This is a genomic window from Altererythrobacter sp. (genome assembly GCF_050299635.1).
In the GTDB taxonomy this organism is placed as follows: Bacteria; Pseudomonadota; Alphaproteobacteria; order Sphingomonadales; family Sphingomonadaceae; genus Erythrobacter.
The window spans coordinates 20,187-43,198 of the sequence record NZ_JBNKWF010000009.1 but is presented as its reverse complement, the minus strand read 5'-3'; the positions used below and the strand labels follow the sequence as shown (position 1 = coordinate 43,198).

Annotated in this window: 21 protein-coding genes; 10 read left to right on the top strand and 11 right to left on the bottom strand. The window is 62.4% G+C overall.

Annotated features, from left to right (window positions below):
- Positions 1-35: 35 nt before the first annotated feature.
- Genes ACQY6C_RS06650 through ACQY6C_RS06620 form a run of 7 tightly spaced genes read left to right on the top strand, consistent with a single transcriptional unit; the run spans position 36 to position 8,113 of the window.
- Positions 36-311: a PqqD family protein gene (locus ACQY6C_RS06650; RefSeq protein ID WP_427966499.1), complete on the top strand. Its 276-nt coding sequence runs from the start codon at positions 36-38 to the stop codon at positions 309-311.
- Positions 312-806, top strand: coding sequence for a lasso peptide biosynthesis B2 protein (locus tag ACQY6C_RS06645; protein ID WP_427966497.1), 495 nt, complete (start codon positions 312-314; stop codon positions 804-806).
- Positions 796-2,751, top strand: coding sequence for an asparagine synthase-related protein (locus tag ACQY6C_RS06640; RefSeq protein WP_427966494.1), 1,956 nt, complete (start codon positions 796-798; stop codon positions 2,749-2,751). The genes ACQY6C_RS06645 and ACQY6C_RS06640 overlap by 11 nt, the downstream gene beginning before the upstream one ends.
- Positions 2,744-4,453 (top strand): ATP-binding cassette domain-containing protein, encoded by a 1,710-nt coding sequence (locus ACQY6C_RS06635; RefSeq protein ID WP_427966492.1) that lies wholly within the window; start codon positions 2,744-2,746, stop codon positions 4,451-4,453. The genes ACQY6C_RS06640 and ACQY6C_RS06635 overlap by 8 nt, the downstream gene beginning before the upstream one ends.
- Positions 4,450-5,661 (top strand): nucleotidyltransferase domain-containing protein, encoded by a 1,212-nt coding sequence (locus ACQY6C_RS06630; protein ID WP_427966489.1) that lies wholly within the window; start codon positions 4,450-4,452, stop codon positions 5,659-5,661. Before ACQY6C_RS06635 ends, ACQY6C_RS06630 begins: the two co-directional genes overlap by 4 nt.
- Positions 5,661-6,668 (top strand): methyltransferase domain-containing protein, encoded by a 1,008-nt coding sequence (locus ACQY6C_RS06625; RefSeq protein ID WP_427966487.1) that lies wholly within the window; start codon positions 5,661-5,663, stop codon positions 6,666-6,668. The genes ACQY6C_RS06630 and ACQY6C_RS06625 overlap by 1 nt, the downstream gene beginning before the upstream one ends.
- Positions 6,669-6,679: 11 nt before the next feature.
- Positions 6,680-8,113 (top strand): oligosaccharide flippase family protein, encoded by a 1,434-nt coding sequence (locus ACQY6C_RS06620; protein WP_427966484.1) that lies wholly within the window; start codon positions 6,680-6,682, stop codon positions 8,111-8,113.
- Positions 8,114-8,120: 7 nt separating this feature from the next.
- On the opposite strand, the gene ACQY6C_RS06615 is transcribed toward ACQY6C_RS06620, so the two are convergent.
- From ACQY6C_RS06615 to ACQY6C_RS06600, 4 genes are all read right to left on the bottom strand, one after another.
- A complete protein-coding gene (locus tag ACQY6C_RS06615; RefSeq protein WP_427966482.1) occupies positions 8,121-8,786 on the bottom strand; it encodes a hypothetical protein in 666 nt (221 codons plus the stop codon).
- A gap of 4 nt (positions 8,787-8,790) precedes the next feature.
- Positions 8,791-9,726, bottom strand: a complete 936-nt coding sequence (locus ACQY6C_RS06610) for a hypothetical protein (protein ID WP_427966479.1) — start codon at positions 9,724-9,726, stop codon at positions 8,791-8,793.
- Positions 9,727-9,856: 130 nt separating this feature from the next.
- Positions 9,857-11,920 carry a hypothetical protein gene (locus ACQY6C_RS06605; RefSeq protein ID WP_427966476.1) on the bottom strand — a complete coding sequence of 688 codons (2,064 nt, stop codon included), beginning with the start codon at positions 11,918-11,920 and terminating at the stop codon, positions 9,857-9,859.
- The gene (locus ACQY6C_RS06600; RefSeq protein ID WP_427966473.1) at positions 11,920-12,189 is read right to left on the bottom strand and encodes a spike base protein, RCAP_Rcc01079 family; all 270 of its coding nucleotides are present in this window, start codon (positions 12,187-12,189) and stop codon (positions 11,920-11,922) included. The genes ACQY6C_RS06605 and ACQY6C_RS06600 overlap by 1 nt, the downstream gene beginning before the upstream one ends.
- 152 nt (positions 12,190-12,341) lie before the next feature.
- Between ACQY6C_RS06600 and ACQY6C_RS06595 the strand changes: the two genes are divergently transcribed.
- A complete protein-coding gene (locus ACQY6C_RS06595) occupies positions 12,342-13,658 on the top strand; it encodes a hypothetical protein (RefSeq protein ID WP_427966470.1) in 1,317 nt (438 codons plus the stop codon).
- Positions 13,655-14,632 carry a glycosyltransferase family 2 protein gene (locus ACQY6C_RS06590; RefSeq protein ID WP_427966467.1) on the top strand — a complete coding sequence of 326 codons (978 nt, stop codon included), beginning with the start codon at positions 13,655-13,657 and terminating at the stop codon, positions 14,630-14,632. Before ACQY6C_RS06595 ends, ACQY6C_RS06590 begins: the two co-directional genes overlap by 4 nt.
- Before the next feature lie 15 nt (positions 14,633-14,647).
- Here the strand turns inward: ACQY6C_RS06590 and ACQY6C_RS06585 are convergent, their stop codons facing one another.
- The 3 genes from ACQY6C_RS06585 to ACQY6C_RS06575 are packed head-to-tail and all read right to left on the bottom strand — an operon-like array spanning position 14,648 to position 18,775.
- Positions 14,648-15,823 carry a glycosyltransferase gene (locus ACQY6C_RS06585; RefSeq protein ID WP_427966464.1) on the bottom strand — a complete coding sequence of 392 codons (1,176 nt, stop codon included), beginning with the start codon at positions 15,821-15,823 and terminating at the stop codon, positions 14,648-14,650.
- Positions 15,824-15,848: 25 nt separating this feature from the next.
- The gene (locus tag ACQY6C_RS06580; RefSeq protein WP_427966461.1) at positions 15,849-18,086 is read right to left on the bottom strand and encodes a GumC family protein; all 2,238 of its coding nucleotides are present in this window, start codon (positions 18,084-18,086) and stop codon (positions 15,849-15,851) included.
- Between the two features lie 8 nt (positions 18,087-18,094).
- The gene (locus tag ACQY6C_RS06575; protein WP_427966458.1) at positions 18,095-18,775 is read right to left on the bottom strand and encodes a polysaccharide biosynthesis/export family protein; all 681 of its coding nucleotides are present in this window, start codon (positions 18,773-18,775) and stop codon (positions 18,095-18,097) included.
- A 230-nt stretch (positions 18,776-19,005) separates the two neighbouring features.
- On the opposite strand from ACQY6C_RS06575, the gene ACQY6C_RS06570 reads away from it, so the two are divergent.
- Positions 19,006-19,563 (top strand): hypothetical protein, encoded by a 558-nt coding sequence (locus ACQY6C_RS06570; protein ID WP_427966456.1) that lies wholly within the window; start codon positions 19,006-19,008, stop codon positions 19,561-19,563.
- Here ACQY6C_RS06570 and wecB read toward each other — a convergent pair.
- From wecB to ACQY6C_RS06550, 4 genes are all read right to left on the bottom strand, one after another.
- Positions 19,538-20,668 (bottom strand): non-hydrolyzing UDP-N-acetylglucosamine 2-epimerase, encoded by a 1,131-nt coding sequence (wecB, locus tag ACQY6C_RS06565; RefSeq protein ID WP_427966453.1) that lies wholly within the window; start codon positions 20,666-20,668, stop codon positions 19,538-19,540. The genes ACQY6C_RS06570 and wecB overlap by 26 nt on opposite strands.
- Positions 20,665-21,948, bottom strand: coding sequence for a UDP-N-acetyl-D-mannosamine dehydrogenase (wecC, locus tag ACQY6C_RS06560; RefSeq protein WP_427966450.1), 1,284 nt, complete (start codon positions 21,946-21,948; stop codon positions 20,665-20,667). Before wecC ends, wecB begins: the two co-directional genes overlap by 4 nt.
- Before the next feature lie 119 nt (positions 21,949-22,067).
- Positions 22,068-22,541 (bottom strand): glycosyltransferase, encoded by a 474-nt coding sequence (locus ACQY6C_RS06555; RefSeq protein WP_427966447.1) that lies wholly within the window; start codon positions 22,539-22,541, stop codon positions 22,068-22,070.
- Positions 22,538-22,984: a glucuronosyltransferase gene (locus ACQY6C_RS06550; protein WP_427966444.1), complete on the bottom strand. Its 447-nt coding sequence runs from the start codon at positions 22,982-22,984 to the stop codon at positions 22,538-22,540. Before ACQY6C_RS06550 ends, ACQY6C_RS06555 begins: the two co-directional genes overlap by 4 nt.
- Positions 22,985-23,012 lie beyond the last annotated feature (28 nt).

Sequence of the window (23,012 nt, the reverse complement as noted above, 5' to 3'; positions counted from 1 at the left end):
TCTCCGATCCATTTCCTGCAGAAGCCGACCGGGCGATGGCACAGCCAGTGAAGATCAGGAAGATCCCGCAAAAGTTTCTTGCGACGGACATCGATGGCGAGCTGATCCTGGTCCACGCCGACACCGGGGTGTTCTTTTCCGCCAAGGATACGGGGCGAGCGATCTGGCAGGCGATCGACCGCAGCCCGGCGATTGAGGACATCGTCCAGGGGTTGCGGAACGATTACGAAGTGGCGCCAGAGGAATGCTTGCGCTCGGTGCTCGCCTTTACAGACCAATTGGTCGAGGCGGGACTGGCCGAGTATTGCTGAATGAGACCCCTGCGCATGAATGCGGGCGGTGCTGGTCTGTCGCAAAAGCGGCTGGCTACGGCAAGGGCAATGGTGCTGCTGTTGCTGGCGCGGCTGGTGGTGCGGTTTGTTCCTCTCAAGCTGTTCCGCGCTTCGCTGGGCGAGATGCGGGACGGTTCTCAAATGGGCGCGGATCTTGGCCCTTCCTGCAAGCTGGAGCTTGCGCAGGCGATGGCGAGCCGGATTGAGCGTGCGACACTGCGCCTGCCGGGGGAAAGCAAATGTCTGCCACGGGCAATCGCACTGCAATGGAGCCTCCGGCTCACGGGCATTGAATCGCAGCTCGTTCTGGCGATCCACCGCAGCGATCGTTCCTCGCGCCATGCCTATCATGCCTGGGTCGAAAATGACGGTGGAATGCTGATCGGCCATTGCGAACGGAGCGAATACCGGCCCGTCATGATCTTTGCGCAGAACGGGCGGGAAAGGGCAGATCGCGCCGCCAGTGCCTGGTAAGATGGATCGCAGCCTGCTGATCTGTGCTGCAATCGACCTTGAAGGGGGGCAATGGTTCGCCGGCGATTGGGAGCGGGTCGTTGCCAGTCTGAAGCTGGGCCTGGCGGGCGATATCCGCCAGGGTTCGGTTCCTTCTGCCGGGCTGGCGATGCGGGCGGACGCTGTGCCCGGTACGCGCTCGCCCCGAAATCTGCCCCTCGATTTGCGGCCCGATGAAAGTGGCGCCTACACCCTCTTCGCCGGACAGATCATGGAGCGTGGAGATCTCGCTCGCCGCTTGGGGATCGAAGTGCCGGAGAGCGACGCTGCGCTTTACGCGTCGGCATGCCGGATATTGGGCGAGGTTTGCGACGATGCGGTGGTCGGCGAATATGCCGCCATCCGCTGGTGCCCCGATCGGCGCGAAGTGCGGCTGGCTCGCTCTCCGCTCAATGCCCCGCCGCTGCATGTCTGGCGGAGCGGTTCGCGTCTTATCGCGGCCTCGCTGCCGCGCAGCATCTTCGCAGCGGGCGTTCCGATGCGGATCGATGCTGACCGGGTCGCGGATGTGGCGTTGTTCAACCTGGGAGACGGGACGAAGAGCTATTATCGCGGGCTGGCGCGGGTCGCTTGCGGCACGGTGCAACGCCACACGCCCGATGGGCAGCAGGAGCATGGCTTCTGGGACTTGCACCGGCTGAAACCCGTGCGGTTCGCGGATTCGCGCGACTATGTTGCCGCTGCAAGCGAACAGCTCGACCGGGCAGTCGCTGCAAACCTCGAAGGGATCGGAAAGCCCGCCATTTCGCTCTCCGGCGGGGTGGATTCGCAATCGGTGGCAGGATCGCTGCTCGCACAACTGCCTCCCGGCGGCAGATTGCGCTCCTACACCGCTGTCCCGGTCGAGGATTGGTTGCCCGATCCCGATCCGCGCATGGATTATGACGAATCCCAGAGCGTGAAGCGGCTTGCCAAGCAATATCCGGCGCTGGAGCCGCATTTCGTCAATGCTGGTGAGGCCGCATTCGGTCAGGATCTCGACGCGCTGATGCTGCTGGGCAGCTGGCCCAGCTTCAACGAGATGAATATGCATTGGGTCCATGCGATTCACCGCCGGGCCGCCAATGATGGTTGCGACGCGCTATTCACCGGCGATTTCGGCGACGCGGCCTTCAGCTATGACGGAATGGCCGCATATCCCACCTGGTTGCGGCAAAGGCGCTGGGCGCATTTGCTCAAGGAATTGCGCGCCAGCCGGGATCCCCGAGGTTTCGCGCGCCGAGCTGTGTCACTGGCGGTCTGGCCGCATGTACCATTCACCTGGCGACGGCGGATCGACGAATGGAGAGGCGTCCATATCTCGCCCTTCGCAACCTGGTGTCCGCTCGATCCCCGTAACGAAGCGGTTGCGCGGGCAGTGGAACGCGCTGACGATGCGGGGCACGATACCGGCATCTACCAATCCGCCGATGCGGTGGCTTCGCAGGCCAGCATGATCCGCTCCGCCCTGTCCGAAGGGCCGGAACTCATGCTTGCATTGCGCTTGCTGCATGGCATGCCGACGCGCGAGCCATTGGCGTTCCGGCCGCTGTTCGAGCTTTGCGCATCCATGCCGGTCGAACTGTTCATGCGCGATGGAACCTCGCGTTGGCTGGCGCGACAGGTGGCGGCCATGCGTATCCCGCGAGATGTGGCTGAATGCGAGCGGGTCGGGGTCCAGTCGGCAGACTTCATCGGCAGGTTGCGGCGAGACGGCAGCGGGATGCTGGAGACGATCGAGCGCATTGCTCCGAGGTCGATCGCTTCGCACCTGTTCGACCTGCAACGCGTTCGCTCGGATATCGAGGACGCGCTCGATCCGTCCGGCACGCGCCCCTATCGCTGGCTACGCTATCTCTGCAATGTGCCGCGCGGGCTGGCGCTCGCCCGTTTCGTGCAATTCGCTGAGGGCCGGAACGATGGCTAGCAAGGGCATCAGCGACCGCGAGGCTTTGGCCTTCCTGATCCGGCAGGCGGGCTGGGGGCGGCTCGGCCTGCTGGCCGCATTGATGCTCGCTGCGAGCCTGACCGAGGGCGTGGGGCTTATCATGCTGGTGCCGATCATCCAGCTTGCGACCAGTCCGGCGGGCGCTCCGGTCGAGCCGGCCTGGCTGGCGCCGTTCGCGGAGCTGCCGCTGGGGGCGTTGTTGGCGGTACTCGTGGCGCTGGTTGGGCTGCGCGCGCTGATCGTTTTCGCCAGCAACGAAAGCCGCCGGGCGCTGAGTCTCGATTTGGGGCGGGATCTGCGCCTGATGGCGCATGATGCGGTGCTCAATGCCGAGTGGCGCTGGCTGGCGACCCGCAATAGCGCCGATCACGCGGCGGCCATCATGGGAGAGACGGACCGCGTCTCCTCGCTTGTGAACCAAGCATTGTCGATCGCGACGGCGCTGGTCACGATAGTGCTGCTGACGGGTTCTGCCGCACTCATCTCGCTGCCGATCACCAGCGCCATCTTCGCCTTGGCCTTGTTTGCAGGCTTCGGACTCTCCTTCTTGCGAGGACGCAGCCGTGACGACGGCGAAGCCTATGCCGCGGCCTATCGCGGGCTACAGCGTGTGGTTTCGAACGCGTTGCAGCACTTGCGCGCGGCGCGGATCGCCGATGCGGAGGACGCATTGGCCGAACAATTCGCCTGCGCTTCGGAGGAACTTGTGGAGCGCGAACGGCGCTATTTCCGGGTCAGCCAGAGCATCCAGATGCTGTTCCAGATTGCCGCCGCCGCGATCCTCGCTCTTTTGGTCTATCTCGCGCTGGCGGTGTTCGGGCTGGCGCTTGCGGTTTTTCTGCCGGTCGTTGCGATCTTCGCCCGCACTGTCCCACTGATTGGCAATGTGCAGCAGGGGCTGCGCAGCTGGCGCTACAATCTTCCGGCACTGGCGGGTCTGCTCGCGCTGGTCGAGGATGCCCGCAGGCATGTTGAGCCGCAGCCAAGGACAACCGAGCGCCTGGAACTGCGCGAAGGGATCGAATGTCGCGGCGTAAGCCTGCGCTACGAAGCGCGCGATCTCCCGGCGATCGAGCAGTTCGATCTTGTGATCCCCGCCGGAAGTATTGTCGCAATCACCGGGCCTTCGGGCTCGGGCAAGAGCAGCCTGGCCGATCTGCTGTGCGGATTGCTTGGCCCCGATCACGGTGAAATCGCGGTGGATGGCACGGTGCTGGATGGAGAGGGCCGCGCGCGCTGGCGCCGCCAGGTCGCCTATGCCGAACAGGAACCCTTCCTGCTCGACGCCTCGATTGCCGAAAATCTCGCCTGGGGCTGCGATGAAATCGACGAGGCGAATATGTGGCAAGCGCTCGATGCGGCATCGGCCGGGTTCGTGCGCGATCTGCCTGACAGGCTGGAAACGCGCATGGGCGAGAGCGGACGCCAGTTCTCGGGTGGAGAGCGCCAGCGCATTGCACTCGCCCGGGCACTTGTGCGCCAGCCGAGCCTGCTGATCCTTGACGAGATCACTTCCGCGCTGGACGAGCCGAACTCGGCCGCGATCATGGCTTCGATCGAAGCACTGCGCGGCCAGATGACTGTGGTGATCCTGAGCCACGACCGGGCCTTGCTCGCCATTGCGGATCAGTTGGTTGCGCTGGCGGGACCGAAGCAAGCCAAAGGCGGGGTGGGCGCATGAGGATCGCCTCGACAATCTCCGATGCGGGCGAAGCGCTGCTTGCGCTTCTTGCCAATCCCGATGCCGATCACGATTTGCGCCTTCAGGCACTCAATCCCGGTGATTGGGAGGAGTTGGCTGCTTTGGCGGGCCGCACGCGTTCCGCCCCTCAATTGCACGAATATCTGGCGAGAATGGCAGAAACGAGCGTGCCCGCTGCACTCATGCACCAGCTCGCGGAAGCGGCGCGGACGCATTCGCTCGCCAGCCTCAGTCAGGCACAGGGGCTGGTGGCGGCCGTTCGTATTCTCGAGCATGCCGGGCTCAAGGTGCTGGCATTGAAGGGGGCATCGCTCGCCTTTCGCGACTATCCCAAGCCGCAGCTGCGCCCGCTGCGCGATATCGACCTGTTGCTGCCCATCGATCAGGTCGAAGAGGGCGAGCGGGTACTACTCGCGCACGACGGCTATCGGCGCGCGAAATGGGCGGTGCCCCATGGCGTCGAGCACGGCCACCAGATGCCCGAAATCGTTGACAGGCAGCGCGGAATGGTGATCGAATTGCATCACGGGCTCAATGCGCGGAACTGGAACGAGAGCGACCTCCTGCTCGAACAGATGTGGGCCGAGGCCGAGCAGATGGAACTGTTCGGCCAGGCCATCGCGGTTCCTTCGGCAGCCGCCAATCTGCTCCACCTGATCGAGCATACGACTTTGCACCACGCCTTTGCCAATGGACCGCTGGTGCTGTCCGACCTGCATTATCTGGGCAGAGCGCATCGGATTGACTGGGACAGGATTGCCGCGCGCGCGGAACAATTGAACCTTGGCCGGTCGCTCGATCTGATTGCAGCGCTCGCGCGTGCATATGGTGCTTGCTGGGTGCGCGGCGGGTTGGGAATTGCATCACAAGAGCGAGTGGAAATCGCTGCTGTGGCCTTGCTCGCCGATGACGAAACTCACCGCCAGCACGAATTGCTGCACAGGCAGGCGCAGCGGGCTGAAGGTGAAGGCTCGGCATCCGTCGCGATCAAGCGGATGTTGCGGCCCAATCCGCATGAGCTGGCGCGACTGTCTGGCCATCCGCCGACGAGCGTGTTGCGCTGGCTTGGCTATCTGGCGTGGTTGGCGGAGAAAGGCGGGCGCTACCGTCGCTCTGCATCCGATCCGGCCCTGCAGGCGGCAAATGCAGAGCGCATCGCGCTGGTCGATTGGCTGGGTGGATCGTGATGGCCAGCCGCGCGACGCAGAAGTCGTGGCCCGAGGTCTGGTTCGAGACGGTCGAGGCCTGTCCGCTATGCGGATCGGCCAATCTCCAGCCATTCCTCGATGGAGTTCAGGACTGGTCTCTTGAAGCTGTGCCCGGCGCGTTTGCATTCGCGCGCTGCAGCGATTGCGCATCGCTGGTACTGTTGCGGCGCCCCACGGCAGAGCATGTGGGCAAGGCCTATGCGGGCTACTACACGCATGGCGCCAGTGACGCTGCCGCGCCGAGCAAGAGGGGCATCGCAGCCCGTATCTGGCGTGCCTGCTCGCGGGGCTATGTGCAGGGAACCTATGGAGGTTCCGCCAGTCTCGCTTCGTTTGCAGCGCGGACCGCCGTAAGCCTGTTCTCGGAGCGAAAGCTCGAGCTGGATTGCTGGTACCGCTTCCTCCCGCCCGCTCCTGCCAGAGTGCTCGACTATGGCTGCGGCAATGGCGATTTCATGCTCCGGGCGGCGGGGCTCGGTCATGATGTTTGCGGTGTGGATTTCGACGAGCGAGCTGTGGCGACTGCTGCGGGTCGCGGGCTTGAGGTCAGGAACGCGGCGGATGTGGATGAGGCCGATTTCGTTGAGGGTTTCGACTGCATCACCGCCAATCATGTGATCGAGCATGTGCCCGATCCGGCGCGTTTGCTCGCGCGTTTCGCAGCATGGTTGCGCCCCGGCGGGCGGCTCTATCTGGAAACGCCCAATGCTCAGGCCGCCGGTTTGAGAGAGTTCGGGCGCTTCTGGCGCGGGCTCGAAGCGCCGCGTCACTTCTGCCTGCCCAGCCGCGCGGCCTTGTCTCGCGCGCTGCATGATGCAGGGTTCAACCGTATCGAATGGCATGATCGCTCATCCGTGGGTGATGACATGGCGCGGCAGGCACGCACGGCGATTCAAGCAAACCCCGGCATCGTACCGTGCCGCCCCGCTTCCGACGATTTTCACGGCCCCGAGTTCCTGACCGTGGTGGCGCATCGTGCCGAGTAGGGCATCCAAACATGGCTAGAGTCGGTAAGTCCGTCATCCAGTCGAGCCTGGCCAATTTCGGTTCGCTGGCGATCTCTCTGGCGCTGGTCGTTGTCGTCTCGCGGATTCTGCCGCCTGATGTGATCGGCGCCTATGTCATGGCCTTCGCCGTGCTGATGTTGATCGAACCGCTGCGCGATCTCCAGCTCAAGAGCTATCTGTTGATGCAAGACCGGATCGATGCCGAGGTGCTGGGCCCGGCGCGCTTCGTGGCGCTCGCCAATACGCTAGCGGCGGTGGTGGCCTGTCTGCTGCTCGCGCTGGTCTTGCGTTCGGCCTATGACTCCCCCGCAGTCGGCAATTGCCTGGCGATCATGGGGCTGGGGCTACTGGCCCGGCCATGGGCTCAGACCGCAGAGGCGGTGCTGGCCAAGGCCTATCGCTATGGTGCGATCGCTCAGGTCAAGCTGGGAGCCGTGCTGCTGAAAGTGGCGGTCACGCTAGGCCTGATCGCGCGCGGTTATGGGGCGGAGGCGCTGGCCTGGGGCGCCTTTGCTGAGTTCGCCTGCGAACTAGCCTCGCTCGGCATGATCGGGCGTGATCTGCGCTTTGTCATGCCGAGCAGGCGCGGCTCCGCGGAGGTCTTCCGCTTCTGTTCGCAATTCGGCGGTGCGCAGCTGTTCGGCGGATTGGGCGGCACGATCGAACCGCTGATGATCGGCACGTTCCAGGGGCTTGCCTGGACCGCCTTCTTCAACCGCGCCAACCGGCTGGTGCGTACGCTGCGATCGGGCATCGAACAGGCGATCCATCCAATCGTGCTGACGGGGTTCGCCGGGGCGAACGGCGATCGCGTGGCGATGAGGCGCGATTATCTGCGCACGATTGCCTTGATGACGGGTGTGGTCTGGCCGGCGCTGGCCTGTTTCGCGGTGCTGGCCGATCCGGTAATCCTCGGACTGTTCGGCCCGCAATGGGGCAAATCCATCTTGCTGGGTCAGATCCTCGCCCTGGGCGGGATCGTGCATGCCGCCACCGCTCTGTCGCAACAGCTTCATGCAGCGGCGGGAGAAGCACGGCTGGTGTTCAGGCGAGAGGCCGGGCTGACCCTGCTGCGTTTCGTGATCCTCGGTCTTACCGTTACCATCAGCACCACTGCGGTCGCGCTGGGCCTGCTGGCGATGCTGGTGGTGAGTTTCTTTGTGAACCAGCACCTGCTTCAGCGGTCCTTCGGTATGACATACGGCGCCTTTGCCAGAGCGGTGTGGAAGAGCGCCGCTGCCGCGCTGTTGGTGGCGCTGGCGGCACATCTGGCGCTTGGCGCACTGTCCGGCGGAATGTCGCGGCTCGCAATGCTTGGAGCCTTGGTGCCGGTCGCAGGGGTGGTGTGGCTGGCGGCCTTGGCCTTGCTGCGTCACCCGCTATTGCACGAAATGCGGCAACTGGTTGCTCGTCACCCCAGTTGAACTGGCTCTAGCGGAAGTCCCGCATCGCTTCGGCAATATCCGTTTCGCAGACCTGCCGATCCGGCGAAATGCGGAACAATCCCGCCCGGCCCAGCGGTTCCGGCTCCCCCAGAAAGCTCTCGATTGCCGAATAGTGGGTGCGTTCTTCGCGGTAATAGTCATCAAACAGAAGATCGCACTGCGCCCTGGCTCTTGCTGCCTTATAAGCGACCTGCAAGGCGCAGGCACGGCGGAATCTGCCATCGACCAGCACCAAATCGGGGAAAGGCTGCCCGATACGTTCTAGAGTGGCGAAGGGCAGGTCGACATAGCGCCGCCAGCGTTTCACGCGCCGGGTATTGGGCGTGCCCGGGACGGGAATGCCCCAATTGGTCGTTAGCCCGATATCGGCATCGATCAGCGTGACCGTGTGCCCTGGTGCGAGCCCCTTGCGCACTGCGGCGGCAAAATAGCGGTCGCTCTCGACCGAGATCGTCGGCACCTGCAGGCGCGCCGCAAGCCGTGTCGTTCCGCCTGCTCCGAACTCGAGATAGCTCGCGCATTGGCCGATCCGGTCGGTGAACCAGCGCCCGGCCTCATCGTCAAGCATTGGTACGTCGTCGACTTCAAATCCCGTCACCCGCTGGAGGTAGAGTAACTTCGCCAGCTCGATCATGCGTGTCAGCCGGCCCATCACGTCACCCGGCGGAAGAGAAAGTGCGACGGAGCTTGTCCGCAATCCTGCGCATCAGCGCACGCGCGTTCCACCATCCCTGGCGCAAACTGGACGTTATGCCCATCGGCAGAAAAACGTCGCGCAGTCGGACGGTGCCGAAGCTGTATCGCCGCGTTACCGAATAATTCCCGGCGGTGTGCAGCACGCAGCTTTCCGGCAGCGGGTTGAGCCTGGCATCGACAGGCAGGACGTAGCGCGAATGCAGGCCCTTAGGGACATTGTCGTAGGTCAGTGCCCATGCCGATTGGACGCGGCAGGTATGGCGTGCGGATTGCGGCATGCGCTCTGCCTGTTCAATGTCGGACCAGGGCGAAGCGAGATATTGCGCGCAGAGCTCGCGGTCGAGGATGAAGCCGGGCCAATAGGGAAATGCGGGTGAGACGAAGCGCTGGCCCTCCAGCGCAAGGCACTCGCCTTCTCGGACGATCTGAGGGCCGCGAAATCCGGTCGAGTAGCGCTCGTCCCAGGGCGCGATTTCGTAACATAGCAGGCCCGGGATGCAGCCCGCCTGTTTGGCGGCAGGAAGGAAGCGACGGAAATAGTGCAGATTCGCTTCGGTCACTGCTATGTCGTCCTCGATATAGAGGAACAGGTCGTCGGCTGGCCCGTCGCGCTCAAACCATTCGCGCAGATGGGCCTTGTGCCACCATGTAAGATGGAAGGGATGGGCCAACCCGTGCGTCCGGTCGAAGCGCGCGCTGTGTCCGCGCGTTTCCAGCTCTGCAACGACGCGCGCAATCTCCGCTTCTTCCGCCAGCGCCATGTCGTTGGTCACGATCGTCACGCTGGCGGAATGCTCCTGCCACTGGCCGATCGCTTCGAGCGCCTGCACAAGGAAAGGCACCCTTTCGGGCACGTAATGCGCAGCGATGGAGACTTCGCAATTGGTGGCGGCCATCGGCTGGTTTCCGTGCAGGGTGAGCGACGTGCAGACCCCTCACCTTATGGAAGCGGATGGCGCGGAAGCAAGAGCGGGCAGCGGGACTTTGCACGGTCCCGACTGCCCGCCTTCATTGCCATCCCGCCGATCAGGCGAGCGCGCCCGCGGGTGCCGACGCACCTCGCTGCGCGCCTGCAAGATCATAGCGCAGGACCGGGCTCTTGAGGTTGGTCAGCAGTGCGCCTGCAGGTGCGTAATCGCCGCCCGCAATGTTTGCGAACAGCGTATCCTCGTCGCCACCGAAGCTCGAACCCGTTGCGCCCACAGGGTCGCTGGCCCCGGCGTGGAAGTGGTTGGCGGCGATCGTCACTTCGCCGTCAGCCGCGTCCTCCCAGAACAACAGGGGCGCGGTGTTGTTCGCGACAAGGCAGTAGGAATCCGGATTGTAGCCGAGCACGTTGACCCGCAGCCAGAAGTCCTGCCGCGTCCAGCTATTGTGCGCGATGACCACATGGCTGTGATCGTCGCCAAGCTGGCTCAAATACTGGGTCGAATTGGTGTTATCGAAGACATTGTTGAGCACCAGGAAATCGCTCGAGGGTCCATCTTTCATGAACAGGCTCTGGGCCACGATCCCGCCGCCAACATTGTCCGCCAGCACGCCGTTTTCCTTGCCGACATGGGTGACCTGGTAGAAATCCGGATGGATGTCGAACTCGGTCACGAAGGTGAATGCGGCGCTCATCACGTCGATGTCGGTGAATGCACCGGCATTGCCGCCCGGAATGGAGATCGCAGTGGCGAAGCGCGAATTGTCGAGCAGCGTGGCGCTCCATCCGCTCAAGCCGTTGATCCAGTCGACGACATTCTGGACTGTGTAGTTGGTCCCCGCCAGATAGTCGGCGTCGCTATCGTTGACCGTGAAAGTCCCGACCTCACTGCCGTCAACCTTGGCGGTGAACGTGCGCGAAGTGCTGTTCCAGTCGCCACTGCACGACAGTGTCGCGGTGGCACCAGCACCGGCATAGCTGACCTGCATCGCATTAACGGCGGCGATATAGTCGCCCGAGTTGAAGTCATTGATCACATTGCCGAGGGCGCAGTCGCAATCGGTTGCAATCTCCTGCCATCCCTGGCTGACCGTGCAACCGCGCGTCAGCGAGGCGCTGGTGCCGTTATAGGGGACGTTCGAAAAGCTGCACTCGGTCAGCCACGGCCTGCCGCGGATCAGGGTAGAGAGCTTGCGGCTGCGGGGGTAGCCGCGCCATAGGTCGTAGCGGCCATTGGGATTGGTGATGTTAATCCCGTCGAACCAGTCGGGCGGGCTACCCAGTCCGCTTTCGTTGTAGATTTCCAGCGCATGTTTGAAATCGAGCGTGATATTCGCGCCCTTGAAGTGCTGTCGGCCGTATTTGCTGCGGAAGCGCGCGTCGGCTCTCGTCCCCGTGGCCACGGTTGCGGCATCCAGCGTGAGCGTGACGGGAACGCTTGCTTCATAGGTCAGATAGCCTTGACCGACATAGGAGGCGACAGTGTCGCCGAATACCAGGTCTCCACCCTCGGTGATGGTGATACGCGGGTGGTTGGCGCCTTGCGAGCGCGCATAGTCGCGTGCAGCCCGAAGCGTTTGATAGCGCTGCCCGGTGATCTGTGCTTGCGACGGTGCCACTTCGAGCTCGAGGTCATGCAGGGCAGCGGCAGGGAAGAATGTGTAGGGACCGGCGACCCGAGACTGCATGGTCGCATCCGAAGGTACGGCTTCGAAATAGACCTGCGAAACGCCGTTCGTGCCATTGTGCTTCAGTTTGGCCCACCAGCCGAAATAGCTGACAATGTTTCCATTGGCATCGGCGAAACTCTGATAGCTCGGTGCCGCGATATCATGGCTGGTGCCCTCGTAATGCACCCGCACGAAGCTGAGTCCCATGTTGGTATAGAGCGAACCGGCATTGTTCGCCCCGGCATAGACTCCGATGAGCAGCGTATCGGTGAAGGTCTGGCGCGGCGGCACGATCAGGCGCAGCGCAGGCTTGGCGGTAACGCGCGTTGGATCGGCGGGAAGCGATGCAAAGCCCGATCCTGCGGTGCCATCCCAGGCGAGCGCCGGGCTGATTTCCGATACGCCCGGTGGAGGAGGTGGCGGTGGGGGAGTTGATCCATCCAGTATCCTGCGACGGCGGCCCGCAGGAAAGCCGGTTCCAAAGCGACCCATCAGGCCAGGCCCACGATATTGCTGGCGGTCGTCCCGGTCGCGCGGACGGCGCTGACGCGGACATCCAGAATCGCGCCGGTCGGCACATTTGCAAAAGTCACATCGTCAGTGTTGTCGACAGACCGCAAGGTCACGTCGCCGCCCAGTCCGATGTAAATCGCCTTGGTCACCATTGCGAGATCCTGTGCATCGTCCGGCGTAACGGCGAAGCAGATCTGGGCCGGAGAGATCAGGCTGTCGGATGAAGACTGGAAATTATCCTTGGGCATGGGGTTTCCTCTTGTTGGAACAAATGAGGAACATCGGCTATCACGTGCATTTACCTGTAGGAAAATGGATTCTTGCCCAGAACCGTGAGGGGGGCTGCTTGCGGCAGACCCGGCAATATGCCTAATTCATCTGTGCGAGGAGGACACGAAGGATGGCGTCGATAGCCGCTCCGGCTCAGGATCAGCCAGGCGCCGAGGCCCCGGAAGCCGAAGCCTTTGCTGGTGGCGACCTTCAATCGCTGCGCAGACTTCTTCCCCTTGTCCTGCTGGTCTATTCAATCTTCCTGCCGCAGGAAATGCGCATCGTCATAAGCGAGCAGGTGATCTATCCCAGCCGGGCCGCAGTATTTCTGGTCACTCCCTGGATCGCGCGCAGCCTCCTGTTGGGGCAGTTTCGGATCCGTCCGGCTGATGGGCTGGTGTTCTTTGCAGCAGGCTGGATGATGGTGTCCTTCATCTTCGTCTATGGCGTGGGCGATGGCGTGCTGCGTGGAGGGGCCCTGGTGCTCGACCTCCTCGGCCCTTACATGCTCGCGCGGCTATGCATTCGCGATATTGACGATCTGCGCCGACTCCTTGTCATCCTGGCACCCGGCGCCTTCTTCGCCGGATTCAGCCTGCTGGTGGAAGTGCTTGCCGGGCATCCGATCGTGCGACCCATCGCCGCAAGTATCTTCGGGGACTTGCCGCTCTATGAAGGGGGCGTTGCAGTGGGCGAGAAGGCCAATATCGCCAATTACCGCTTCGGCCTGTTGCGAGCCTCGGGACCCTTCGCCCATTCGATCTTCGCGGGTCTGTTCCTTGCCAGCCTGCTTCCGCTCTACGCCTTGTCCGGACTGCGCCGCTGGCCCGGAAAATTGGGGGTCGCGACGGCGGTCTTTTCGCTCTTCACACTCAGCTCGGCTGCGATCCTCGGCGTAGTGCTTTCGATCGGACTTATCGCCTACGATTGGATCCAGCGAGCGGTCAGCTTCCTCAACTGGCGGCTGCTGGCGACATTTGCCGCACTGTCCGCGCTCTTCATCCATATTGCATCGCAGAACGGGATCATCTCGATTCTTATCCGCATGACGCTCAACCCGCAGACGGGATACTATCGGCTGTTGATCTGGCGATTTGGCGTGCAGTCGGTGGAGAAATTTCCGGTCTTCGGCATCGGCTTCGCGGTGCATGAACGGCCCGACTGGATGAACAGCAGCGTCGACAGCTATTGGCTGGTGCTGGCGATCCGGCACGGACTGGCGGTGCCAGCCGCGCTGTTCCTGGTGTCGATCTTCGCGATTCTTGCTCTCGGCCGCTGCACGACGATGCTGGAAGAGGTTGATCGCCGCACCGTGCTCGGCCTTGCGATCGCATTGTTCGTGCTGGTGATTGCCGGCTTTACCGTGGCCTTTGTCGGCGGCCTGCTGACATGGTTCCTGGTTATCCTGGGCGCAAGCCTTTCGCTTACGCAATCCGCGCGCGCATGAACTCGGCTAGCGCTGCGAACAGGCGAGCTGGAGGAGAGAGCGGCATTTCGGCGGAAGTGACTGTCGTGATCGTGAGCTACAATACCTGCGCCCTGACTCTGAAAGCACTTGAGACATTGTTCGCGCATGCCGGGGACATCGCGATGCGCGTGATTGTGTGGGACAATGCCTCCGAGGATGGATCGGCAGAGGCGATCGCGCAGAAATTTCCGCAAGTTGAACTGGTCGCCCATGATGAAAACATCGGTTTTGCCCGTGCGAATAATGCGGTGGCGGAGCGGGTAAAAAGCGAATGGCTGCTTCTGCTCAATCCCGATACGGAAACCCAGGACGCGGCGATCGCGAAGCTGGTCGCATTCGGAATTGCCAATCCCCGGGCGGGAATCTTTGGCGGGCGAACCGTATTTCCCGATGGTTCGCTCAATATGGCGTCGTGCTGGAACCGCATAACCCCTTGGAGCCAGTTTTGCTCGGCTGTGGGGCTCACGCGGTTGTTCCCGCGATCCTGCATCTTCAACCCGGAAGCAATCGGCTGCTGGCGGCGCGATAGCGAGCGCGAAGTCGATATCGTTGTCGGCTGCTTCTTCCTGATCCGAACAGATTTGTGGCGCGAGTTGGGCGGCTTCGATCCGCGCTATTTCATGTATGGGGAGGAAGCGGATTTATGCCTGCGTGCGCGCAAGCGGGGTTATCGCCCGATGATCACGCCCGATGCACAGATCATGCACCTGGTCGGCGCCTCGACCCCGCTGCAATATCGCAAGAAAATCTCCGTGATGCGCGCAAGGAGCACGCTCATCCGAGACCATTGGCACCCGGCGTTGCGGCCGCTTGGCATTGCGCTCGCATGGCTGTGGGCCGCCAACCGGATGGCGGCATTTTCGCTGTTGGCGGTCATTCCGCACTATCGCACAGCGAAGGCTGGTTTCGCCGAAGTCTGGCGCGAACGCGGGTCCTGGCTGGCGGGCTACTGAAGCAGCGCGCGCAGATCAGCTCGGCTCGATTGCTTGGCGGATCCCGGCCGCGAAAATCTCTGCGATGCTTGCGCGCGCGAAGAAGCGGGCTTCATCGCTTTGCTGCCACTCGGCAAGCGCTGCCTTCATCTCGGCCTGGTTTGCGGTCGCATGCTCCATCGCATCGGCAATGCTCCGCGGGTCCGTTGCATCGACCCGCAGCGCGAAGCTCTTGCCGTTGAAATAGCCATCAACGCCTGCGCCTGCGGGATAGATGATCGGGCAACCCGACATGAGCGCTTCGATGAATACCAGGCCGAAGCTCTCACGGCGCGAAGGCAGGACCATCGCAATGCTCTCGTTGAATAGCCTCGCCAGGGCAGGTTGATCGCGCTGACCGAGGAATTCGATTCCTGTGGCGTTGCCGATAGCTCTCTTGGTTGCTCGCCGGTCAGCCTCCTTCCCCCCGCCTGCGATCCGGCAGTGCACATCCACACCTCGAGCTCGCAAGAGGCCAAGCGCGCGGGCAAGGCCGGCCAGGTTCTTCTCCTTGTAAGTGCCGAGGTTAAAGGCGCTGGCGAACTGGCTCCCTCCTGGTGTCGGAGCCACGAGCTGCCATCCTTCGGCCAGCGGGCAGGGCAGCAACTCTACTGGCGCGCGAGCCTTGCCAAGCTTTTCCTCGGCTGCAGCAAGCGCCCAGGGAGCAAAGGGGAAGATCGCGCCGGCACGGTGGAACACGCGCTCCAGCCGAGTGTGCAATCCAGGCCGATAGCGCAGGATCTTCTCGTCACTATTGCCCTGGATCACGATCGCGTAGGGCACGCCCAGCTTCCGCGCGGCCCGTTCGACAGCGATGCCTTCGATCGTCAGCTTGTGACCGATAATCAGATCGGGCTTGCCGTATGCTTCTGCCTGGTCAGCCAGCCAATCGCCCAGCCGCTTCAGATACGTCGCATGGAACAAACCGCGCGGCGGAGCCTGGTACCGCAAGGCGACTCCATATTCGAACTTACGCTCCTCGATCGCCACTGCGCCGGATACAAGCGAGTGCGCCAATTCGGCCGTTCCGGGCGTTACCCGATTGATCGAGAAGACCCGGTGCTCGAATTGCGTTGCCGTCAGATCGATCAGCCGCCGGATCGCTTGAGTCTTGGCCGTATCGAACGGATCGGGGAAGTCGCCGCTCAGATGCCAGATGCCAGGACGGTTCATGCGCGCGCGATTCCCGCCCGACCGGTCAATCCTTCTCGCCTGGCGAGTAGTGATAGTAGCGGTATTGGTAGTCGTATGACTGGCCCGCCTGAAGCGCCCGGTATTTGGTCAGCACCACGCCGGCAATGTTTGCGCCTGCGCCGCGCAGCCGCTTGAGTGCTGCACGCGCCTGGCCGAACTGGACACTGTTCGCTTCGACGATGAAGACGGTCGCATCGACGTGCCGCGCCAGCAAAGGCGAATCAGCAATCCCCATTACTGGCGAAGTATCGAAGATAACCGCCGAATACTCCCCGCGATTGCGCTCGATGAAATCCTCGATCATCTGCGAGGACAGTAGTTCGACCGGGTTGGGCGGTGTTGTGGCAACTGGAAGGACGTCAAGATTGTCCGGTGTGCCGGGCAGCAAGGCGTCGGTCTGTTCGGCATGTCCAAGCAGCACCTCCGCAAATCCAAGTTCGGGAGTGGCGTGGCCGAGATGCGCCGCGACCGATGGCCTGCGTAAATCTGCATCGACCAGCAGCGTCTTGCGGCCCAGCCGCGCGAGCGACATGGCGAGCACGACAGCCGTGGTGGTCTTGCCTTCCGATGCCTGGCTGCTGGTAAACTGCAGCACATTCTTGTTGCGCGGCAGTGAATAATCGAGTGCGGTCAGTATCGAAGAATAGCTTTCCATCAGCGGGCTGAAGCGATTGCCGGTCTGTTCCGCTATGTCACCTTCAGACACGAAAGGCGTGTGGCCAAGCAGAGGGAAGCCCAGCCGTTCCTCGATCTCTTCCAGCGAACGCAGCCGCTCGTCGAAGGTTTCACGCAGGATCGCCAACCCTCCTGCCAGGCCCACGCCGCCGATCAATGCGATCAGCAGATTGCGAAGGATGTTCGGTGAAACCGGCGTTTCGGGAATGTCGGCGCTGTCGAGCTTGGTGACGGTGCCGGTCTTCACATTGGCCGCAGTTGCAATCTCGTTGAAGCGCTGCAGCAGGCTGGCGAGCTGGTTGCGCAAGGCATCGGCTTCGCGCTCCAGAATGTTGAATCGCACGCGGCGATCCTGCTCGTTGAGCGTCGCATTGGAGACGCGGTTGCGTTCACCGAGAAGTGCCTGCTCTTGCCGCGCAGCCACTTCATATTCGCGGTGGATGCTGGCCTTGATGTTCGAAGCGGTGCGTCCAATCTCTGAATCGAGGCTTGCGATCTGCGCTTCCACTTCGGTCACTGCAGGATAATCGTCATCATAGCGCTGGCGCAGGTCTGCCAGATCGCTCACCAGTTCGGCACGGGCCCTTTGCAGGCCCTGAATGACTTCGCTCTGCTGCACGTCTTTGAGTTGCAGTGCGGGTGTTCCGGCGATCGCCCGCCAGCGTTGCTCGGCCGTTATCCGATCTGCCTTGGCTGCGGTGTAGGTCTGGTTCACCTGCGCCAGGTTTGCTCCGGTTATCGTTGGGGCAGACGATGGCGTACCAAAGAAGGAACCGGCGTTTTCACCGCTCGACTGGCGGACGATGCCGCTCCTTTTGGCATAGGCATTGGCGGCCAGCTCGGCGTCCTGCAGGCGTGCGCGGACATCCACGATCTGCTCTTGCAGATATTGCTGCGCATATTGGTTGACCTCGATATTGCGCTGCTGATCCTCCAGCACGAATGCGTCGGCATAGGCATTGGCGATCCGCGCTGCGATTGCCGGGTCGCTGGAGCGGAAGCTGATCGGAACGATCCGGTTGTCGAGCGGAATATCGACAGTGATGCCGCCTCGCAGCTTGGCCACTGCCATGTGCATCCGCTCGGCTCGCCACTGCTTGTCGTCCACCCCATCTGGTCGCGAATCCATCGTATCCGGGCCCAGGAATGCGGTATTGTCGGCCAGATCGAGCGTTTCGGCGACGCGTCGAGCCATCTTCTTGCTCTCGATCACCGAGCCCTGTGTTTCCATGTATCGGCTGATCTCGTTCGTCGCGAGGCCTGGAGCGATATCCTGACCCTCGACAATATTGACCTCATATGGGTCGATCCGCACGGTGGCGACCGCCTGGTAGATTGGCGTCATCAGCAGCGTCAGGATCAGACCTGCCAGAAGGGCTACGCCAATCGTGGCAAGGATCAGATAGCGCTGGCGGAACAGAACACCGCGCACGAAGGAGGCGGTTACGAGCGTCTGGGGGTAGTTGCGACCTGTCTGACCGGCAACCGGCAGGAATTGGTCAACCCATGGCCCCATCCCGCCCGAAGGACGGCCAGCTGGCTGATGAGAGTGCGCGGGACTGTTCATCGCCGCTCTCAGAACCTCACCCTTGTGAACATGCCGAAGGCAGGCAGAGCGCGCAGGAAATCCTGCCAGAATTGCGACAGGCTGGAAATGCCCACGACCACGCGGTCGCCCGGTTCGATCACAGGGTCGATCATGGTACCCTGGCTCACGGCCGCATAGTCGAACTTGGCGACTCTCATACCATCATCGGTTTCGCGGAAAATCGCCACTTCGCGAAGCTTGGCAACGCGCGTTGGGCCGCTGGCCAGCGCGAGCGCCGAAGAAAGCCTGGCGCCCGGCTGGAATGTATAGACACCCGGGCTCTCGACGCCGCCTTCGACGGTTACCAGGTGTGAGGCATATTCGATTACATTGATGCTCACGCTGGGCCGCCTCAGGCCGGATATGTCGAACCGGTGGGTGACCTCATTGGTCAATGCTTCAAGCGTTTTACCTTCGGTTTCTACCGCACCGATCAGTGGGAGGGAGATTGTACCGTCAGACCCGATTGGCAGCCTTGCCACCGAGAGGTCAGGTTCGCGAAAGACCGACACGGAAATGACGTCGCTGGGACGCAGGCGGTAGGCATTGTCCGATACCGTCGCATAATCGCCCTGGCCGAGCTCTTGGACTGGCGCAGTTGCGACCGGTCCCACCGCCGGTGGTGGCGTCGCGCCGCACGCAGCAAGTCCTGCCGCGATAGCGCTCACAAACGCAGCCCGTATTCGGTGCTGTGCCGTGAATCTCATTGCCCATGCGTTCCTATGGTGCGTTCCTTTGGCGACCTGAACTTTGGATAGAAGACCCGCTGCCTCTCACGCAACCGAGTCGGTGGACTGTCCTGTGGGCAATTCTGCCGTACCAAACCGCGAAACGTGGAATGATTCCTCGCCTTGTTGCAGGGTCTTAATTGGTTAAGCGTGCTTGAGATTCGATTGCTATGCCTTCCCCGCTCAGCCTTGCGGCAATTCTCTTCTATCTTGCGGTCAGTGCGAGCTGCCTTTTCGCCATGGTTCGGGCGCGGGTCCAAGCAGGATCGGTCGCGACGCCGAATGGCGATGCGGCAACCTGGTTTGTGCTGACGATGCTCTTCATACTGCTTGCGCTAAGCCGATTTTACCAATTTGAAGATCTGGTCCGGCTCGAGTTGCGCGAAATGCTGCTGCTGGGCGATGCCTATGGCGAACGGCGTATCGGGCAATATCCGCTGGCGCTCTTGGCACTCGTGGTGACGGGTGGAGTGCTGTGGCGGATCTGGCGCAGCTATCGCCGCCGGAACGCCGGGGTTAGGTCGCAATCCCTATTGGTGGCGCGGCTGGCGGCAGTGGTGATGGTGGGGCTGGTCGTATTGCGCGTAATATCGCTGCACTTGACCGATAGCCTGCTGTTTCGCGGACTTCATCTGAACTGGGCCATCGATTTGGGCGCAAGCGCGGCGGTGGGAATAGCCGCGTGGAAATACGCGCGGTCCCTCAGTCCGGGTGCTGCTTCGCGATGATCTGTGCGATCTGGCGTGCCGCGGTGCCATCGCCGAACGGATTATGGGCATTGGACATTGCGGCATAGGCTGCGCTGTCATCCAGCAGTTCGCTCGCATTCCTGACGATGGACGCGCGGTCGGCCCCAACCAGTCGTGCCGTGCCCGCTTCAACCGCCTCGGGCCGTTCGGTCGTGTCGCGCATCACCAGCACCGGCTTGCCCAGGCTGGGGGCTTCCTCCTGAATCCCGCCGCTATCGGTCAGGATCAGGTCTGACAGTTCCATCATGCGGACGAAGTTGGGATAATCGAGCGGTTCGATCAGCGCGATATTGTCGATGCTGCCCAGTGCAGGTTGCATCACTTCCAGCACATTGGGATTGGGATGCACCGGATAGATCAGCGCGATATCGGGGCGTTGGGCCAGTTCCGCCAGTGCGGCGGCGATCTGGCGCATGCCTTCGCCGAAATTCTCGCGCCGGTGCGCGGTGACTGCAATAAGCCGCTTGCCGGCGAAACGCTCGACCAGCGGGTCGAGGGCGGGCGCGAGCGCAGGGTTCGCGGCGATCCGCGCGCGGGTCGCCAGCAGCGCATCGATGACTGTGTTACCGGTTACGTGGATCGCGCTTTCCGCCACATTTTCGGCCTTGAGTGCTGCTGCTGCAGCCTCAGTCGGGGCGAAATGCAGGTCCGCGATGGCGCCTGTCACCTTGCGGTTCACTTCTTCGGGCCAAGGCGAATAGATGTTGCCGCTTCTCAAGCCCGCTTCGACATGGCCGACCGGGATCTTGCGGAAATAGCAGGCCAGCGTGACCATCATCGTGGTCAGCGTGTCGCCATGGACGAGCACACGATCAGGCTTTTCCTCGTCGAGCACCTGTCCGAATCGGGTCACGATCCGCGCTGCAAGATCGTCCAAGCTCTGGCCGGGCTGCATCAGGTCGAGATCGATATCGGGTTCGATCCCGGCAATTTGCAGCACCTGGTCGAGCATGTCGCGATGTTGCGCGGTGACTGCCACGCGCGCGTCGAAGCATCCGGCCTCGCGTAAGGCTTCGACCACCGGAAACATCTTGATCGCTTCGGGCCGCGTCCCGAAGGTGACCAGGATTTTCGCTTGAGTCATTTCTTCAGCATGCCCCGCGTGTCATAGACGAGCTTGCCCGCCAGCCCTTCCATGCTGAGTACCTTGAAGGCGTCATGGTCGACCAGCAGCACGACCACTTCGGCAGCCTCAAGTGCTTCGTCAAGCCTGGTCAATTGTGCGCCGCTGCCCTTCAGGCAGGTTGGGAGTTCCGCCGCATAGGGTTCGACCAGCAGCACGCGCTCGCCCTGCTCGCGGGCGATTTCCTCTGCGATCTCGAGTGCGGGGCTCTCACGGAAATCGTCGATATTGGGTTTGAAGGCGAGGCCGAGCAGCGCGATCTTGGCGTCCGGTCCGGCCGCTTCGATCAGCGCGCGAATACGGTCTGCAGTGTGATGTGCCTTGTGGTCGTTGACTTCGCGCGCGGTGCGGATCAGCCGCGCCTGCTCGGGCGCACCAGCTACCAGGAACCACGGGTCGACAGCGATGCAGTGCCCGCCCACACCGGGGCCGGGTTGCAAGATGTTAACCCGCGGATGACGGTTGGCCAGCCGGATCACGTCCCACACGTCAATCTCGATCGTGTCGGCGATCATCGAAAGTTCATTGGCGAAAGCGATGTTCACATCGCGGAAGCTGTTTTCGACCAGTTTCACGGTTTCGGCGACGCGGCAATTGGTTGTCAGGCAGTCGCCTTTCACGAAGCTGCGGTAAAGCGTCGCGATCTTTTCCGCGCAGGCCGGCGTCACGCCGCCGATCACCCGGTCGTTCTCGACCAGCTCGGTCACGATCTTGCCCGGCAGCACACGCTCGGGGCAATAGGCGATCGCGACATCCGCCTGCGTTTTGCTGCCATAGGAGGGAACGGCGAGGTCGGGCCGCAAATCGGCGAAGATTTCCGCCACGCGCTCGGTGGTCCCGATGGGCGAAGTGCTTTCGACGATCACGCTGGAGCCTCTGGTTAGCTGAGGCGCAATGGCTCGCGCGGCGGCTTCGACAAATGCGATGTCGGGCTGGTTGTTGTCGCGTAGCGGAGTGGGAACAGCGATCATGTAGAAATGCGCACGCGGCATGGCCGTGGATGCCGTCAGCCGCCCGCTTTCGACCGCTTCGTAGACCAGCCGATCGAGATCGCGCTCCTCGATATGCACGCCGCCCGAATTGACGGTTTCGACGATCCGGGGCGAAACATCGACGCCGCAGACGGACCAGCCGAAGCCGGCCAGCACTGCCGCAGTAGGCAGTCCGATATAGCCCAGGCCAACCACAGCAATCTGGTGATCGGGTGCGGGATCGAGATGTGTTTTGACGACAGCTTCCATAGCGCGGCGCAAATAGCTGTCGTCGTGTCAAAAACTGGTTAATTCGGGCAGGAATTCGGTGCTTTAGGTGTCTTGAAGCGCATTTGTATGGTTTACGGCCAGTAACGTTTTGATCGCGGCTATTCGTCGATGAATTGCGCCACTGCCTGTCTAAGCGAAGCGAGCGCGGCGGGCGGCGCCCATTCAACCCGATCCATCTCCAGCCCGCGCCTCACGGCTAGCGGCAGTTCGCTTTCGTCATATGCGACCGATATGGCGGGGCGATCCGCCAGTTGGCGCGCTGTCGCAAGTTGGTGGTCGTTGCGATGCTCGCTCAGGCTGGCCTCGCGCGGAAAGAGGACGATCGGCTTGTTCAATCGCCGTGCAGTGAGAAGCGTGCCTATCCCTGCGTGAGACACGATCAGCCGGGCCTCGCGTGCCAGTCTCTCGAACTCCTGTGGGTCGAGCCGCTCGTGCGCTTCCATATGCTGCGGGCGGTATGATCCAGGTCCAACCTGCGCGACGATGCGCTCACCCAATTCGGGCGCAAGCCGATCCATTGCACGGATCAGCCGGTCGAAGCCCAATTGCATGCCGACGGTCAGCAGGATCACAGGACGGACCCCGCGAATTGCACGTTTTCACCGTCTGACAGATGCTCCCACTGTGTGAGGCAACGATGCGCCACGCGCCGTGCAAGCCGTCCGCTGAGGGATAGCTGCTCGGCATTCGCAACGCTGTCGATCCACAGCGTTCTTGCGCCAAGCAAGCGGCCCCAAAAGATACAGAGGAAGCCGGGAGCGGCACCAGTCGAGATCACAATGTCAGGCCGAATCCGCAAGATGAGCAGCAGCGCGCGAAAGGCGCAGATCAGCGATCGTAGCGGCTGGTCGAGATTGCAATCGGGCAGGATCGCGGGGGCCTCGATCCCCAATTGCTCGGCCTGGAGAGTGTCGGTTGTGGCGACGGTCCAATCATGCGGCGCGAATGCCTCGCGCAGCAGCGCCATCTGCTCCAGATGCCCTCCGCCCGATGCCGCAGCCAATACGATTGCCATGCGCGCCCTATCCCGCTCTCGACCCGTC

Bases quoted from the DNA above. Each gene is read 5' to 3' on its own strand.
- ACQY6C_RS06650 (WP_427966499.1), top strand. From the start codon at position 36: ATGGCACAGCCAGTGAAGATCAGGAAGATCCCGCAAAAGTTTCTTGCG.
- ACQY6C_RS06645 (WP_427966497.1), top strand. From the start codon at position 312: ATGAGACCCCTGCGCATGAATGCGGGCGGTGCTGGTCTGTCGCAAAAG.
- ACQY6C_RS06635 (WP_427966492.1), top strand. From the start codon at position 2,744: ATGGCTAGCAAGGGCATCAGCGACCGCGAGGCTTTGGCCTTCCTGATC.
- ACQY6C_RS06630 (WP_427966489.1), top strand. From the start codon at position 4,450: ATGAGGATCGCCTCGACAATCTCCGATGCGGGCGAAGCGCTGCTTGCG.
- ACQY6C_RS06625 (WP_427966487.1), top strand. From the start codon at position 5,661: ATGGCCAGCCGCGCGACGCAGAAGTCGTGGCCCGAGGTCTGGTTCGAG.
- ACQY6C_RS06620 (WP_427966484.1), top strand. From the start codon at position 6,680: ATGGCTAGAGTCGGTAAGTCCGTCATCCAGTCGAGCCTGGCCAATTTC.
- ACQY6C_RS06615 (WP_427966482.1), bottom strand. From the start codon at position 8,786: ATGGGCCGGCTGACACGCATGATCGAGCTGGCGAAGTTACTCTACCTC.
- ACQY6C_RS06610 (WP_427966479.1), bottom strand. From the start codon at position 9,726: ATGGCCGCCACCAATTGCGAAGTCTCCATCGCTGCGCATTACGTGCCC.
- ACQY6C_RS06605 (WP_427966476.1), bottom strand. From the start codon at position 11,920: ATGGGTCGCTTTGGAACCGGCTTTCCTGCGGGCCGCCGTCGCAGGATA.
- ACQY6C_RS06600 (WP_427966473.1), bottom strand. From the start codon at position 12,189: ATGCCCAAGGATAATTTCCAGTCTTCATCCGACAGCCTGATCTCTCCG.
- ACQY6C_RS06595 (WP_427966470.1), top strand. From the start codon at position 12,342: ATGGCGTCGATAGCCGCTCCGGCTCAGGATCAGCCAGGCGCCGAGGCC.
- ACQY6C_RS06590 (WP_427966467.1), top strand. From the start codon at position 13,655: ATGAACTCGGCTAGCGCTGCGAACAGGCGAGCTGGAGGAGAGAGCGGC.
- ACQY6C_RS06585 (WP_427966464.1), bottom strand. From the start codon at position 15,823: ATGAACCGTCCTGGCATCTGGCATCTGAGCGGCGACTTCCCCGATCCG.
- ACQY6C_RS06580 (WP_427966461.1), bottom strand. From the start codon at position 18,086: ATGAACAGTCCCGCGCACTCTCATCAGCCAGCTGGCCGTCCTTCGGGC.
- ACQY6C_RS06570 (WP_427966456.1), top strand. From the start codon at position 19,006: ATGCCTTCCCCGCTCAGCCTTGCGGCAATTCTCTTCTATCTTGCGGTC.
- wecB (WP_427966453.1), bottom strand. From the start codon at position 20,668: ATGACTCAAGCGAAAATCCTGGTCACCTTCGGGACGCGGCCCGAAGCG.
- wecC (WP_427966450.1), bottom strand. From the start codon at position 21,948: ATGGAAGCTGTCGTCAAAACACATCTCGATCCCGCACCCGATCACCAG.
- ACQY6C_RS06550 (WP_427966444.1), bottom strand. From the start codon at position 22,984: ATGGCAATCGTATTGGCTGCGGCATCGGGCGGAGGGCATCTGGAGCAG.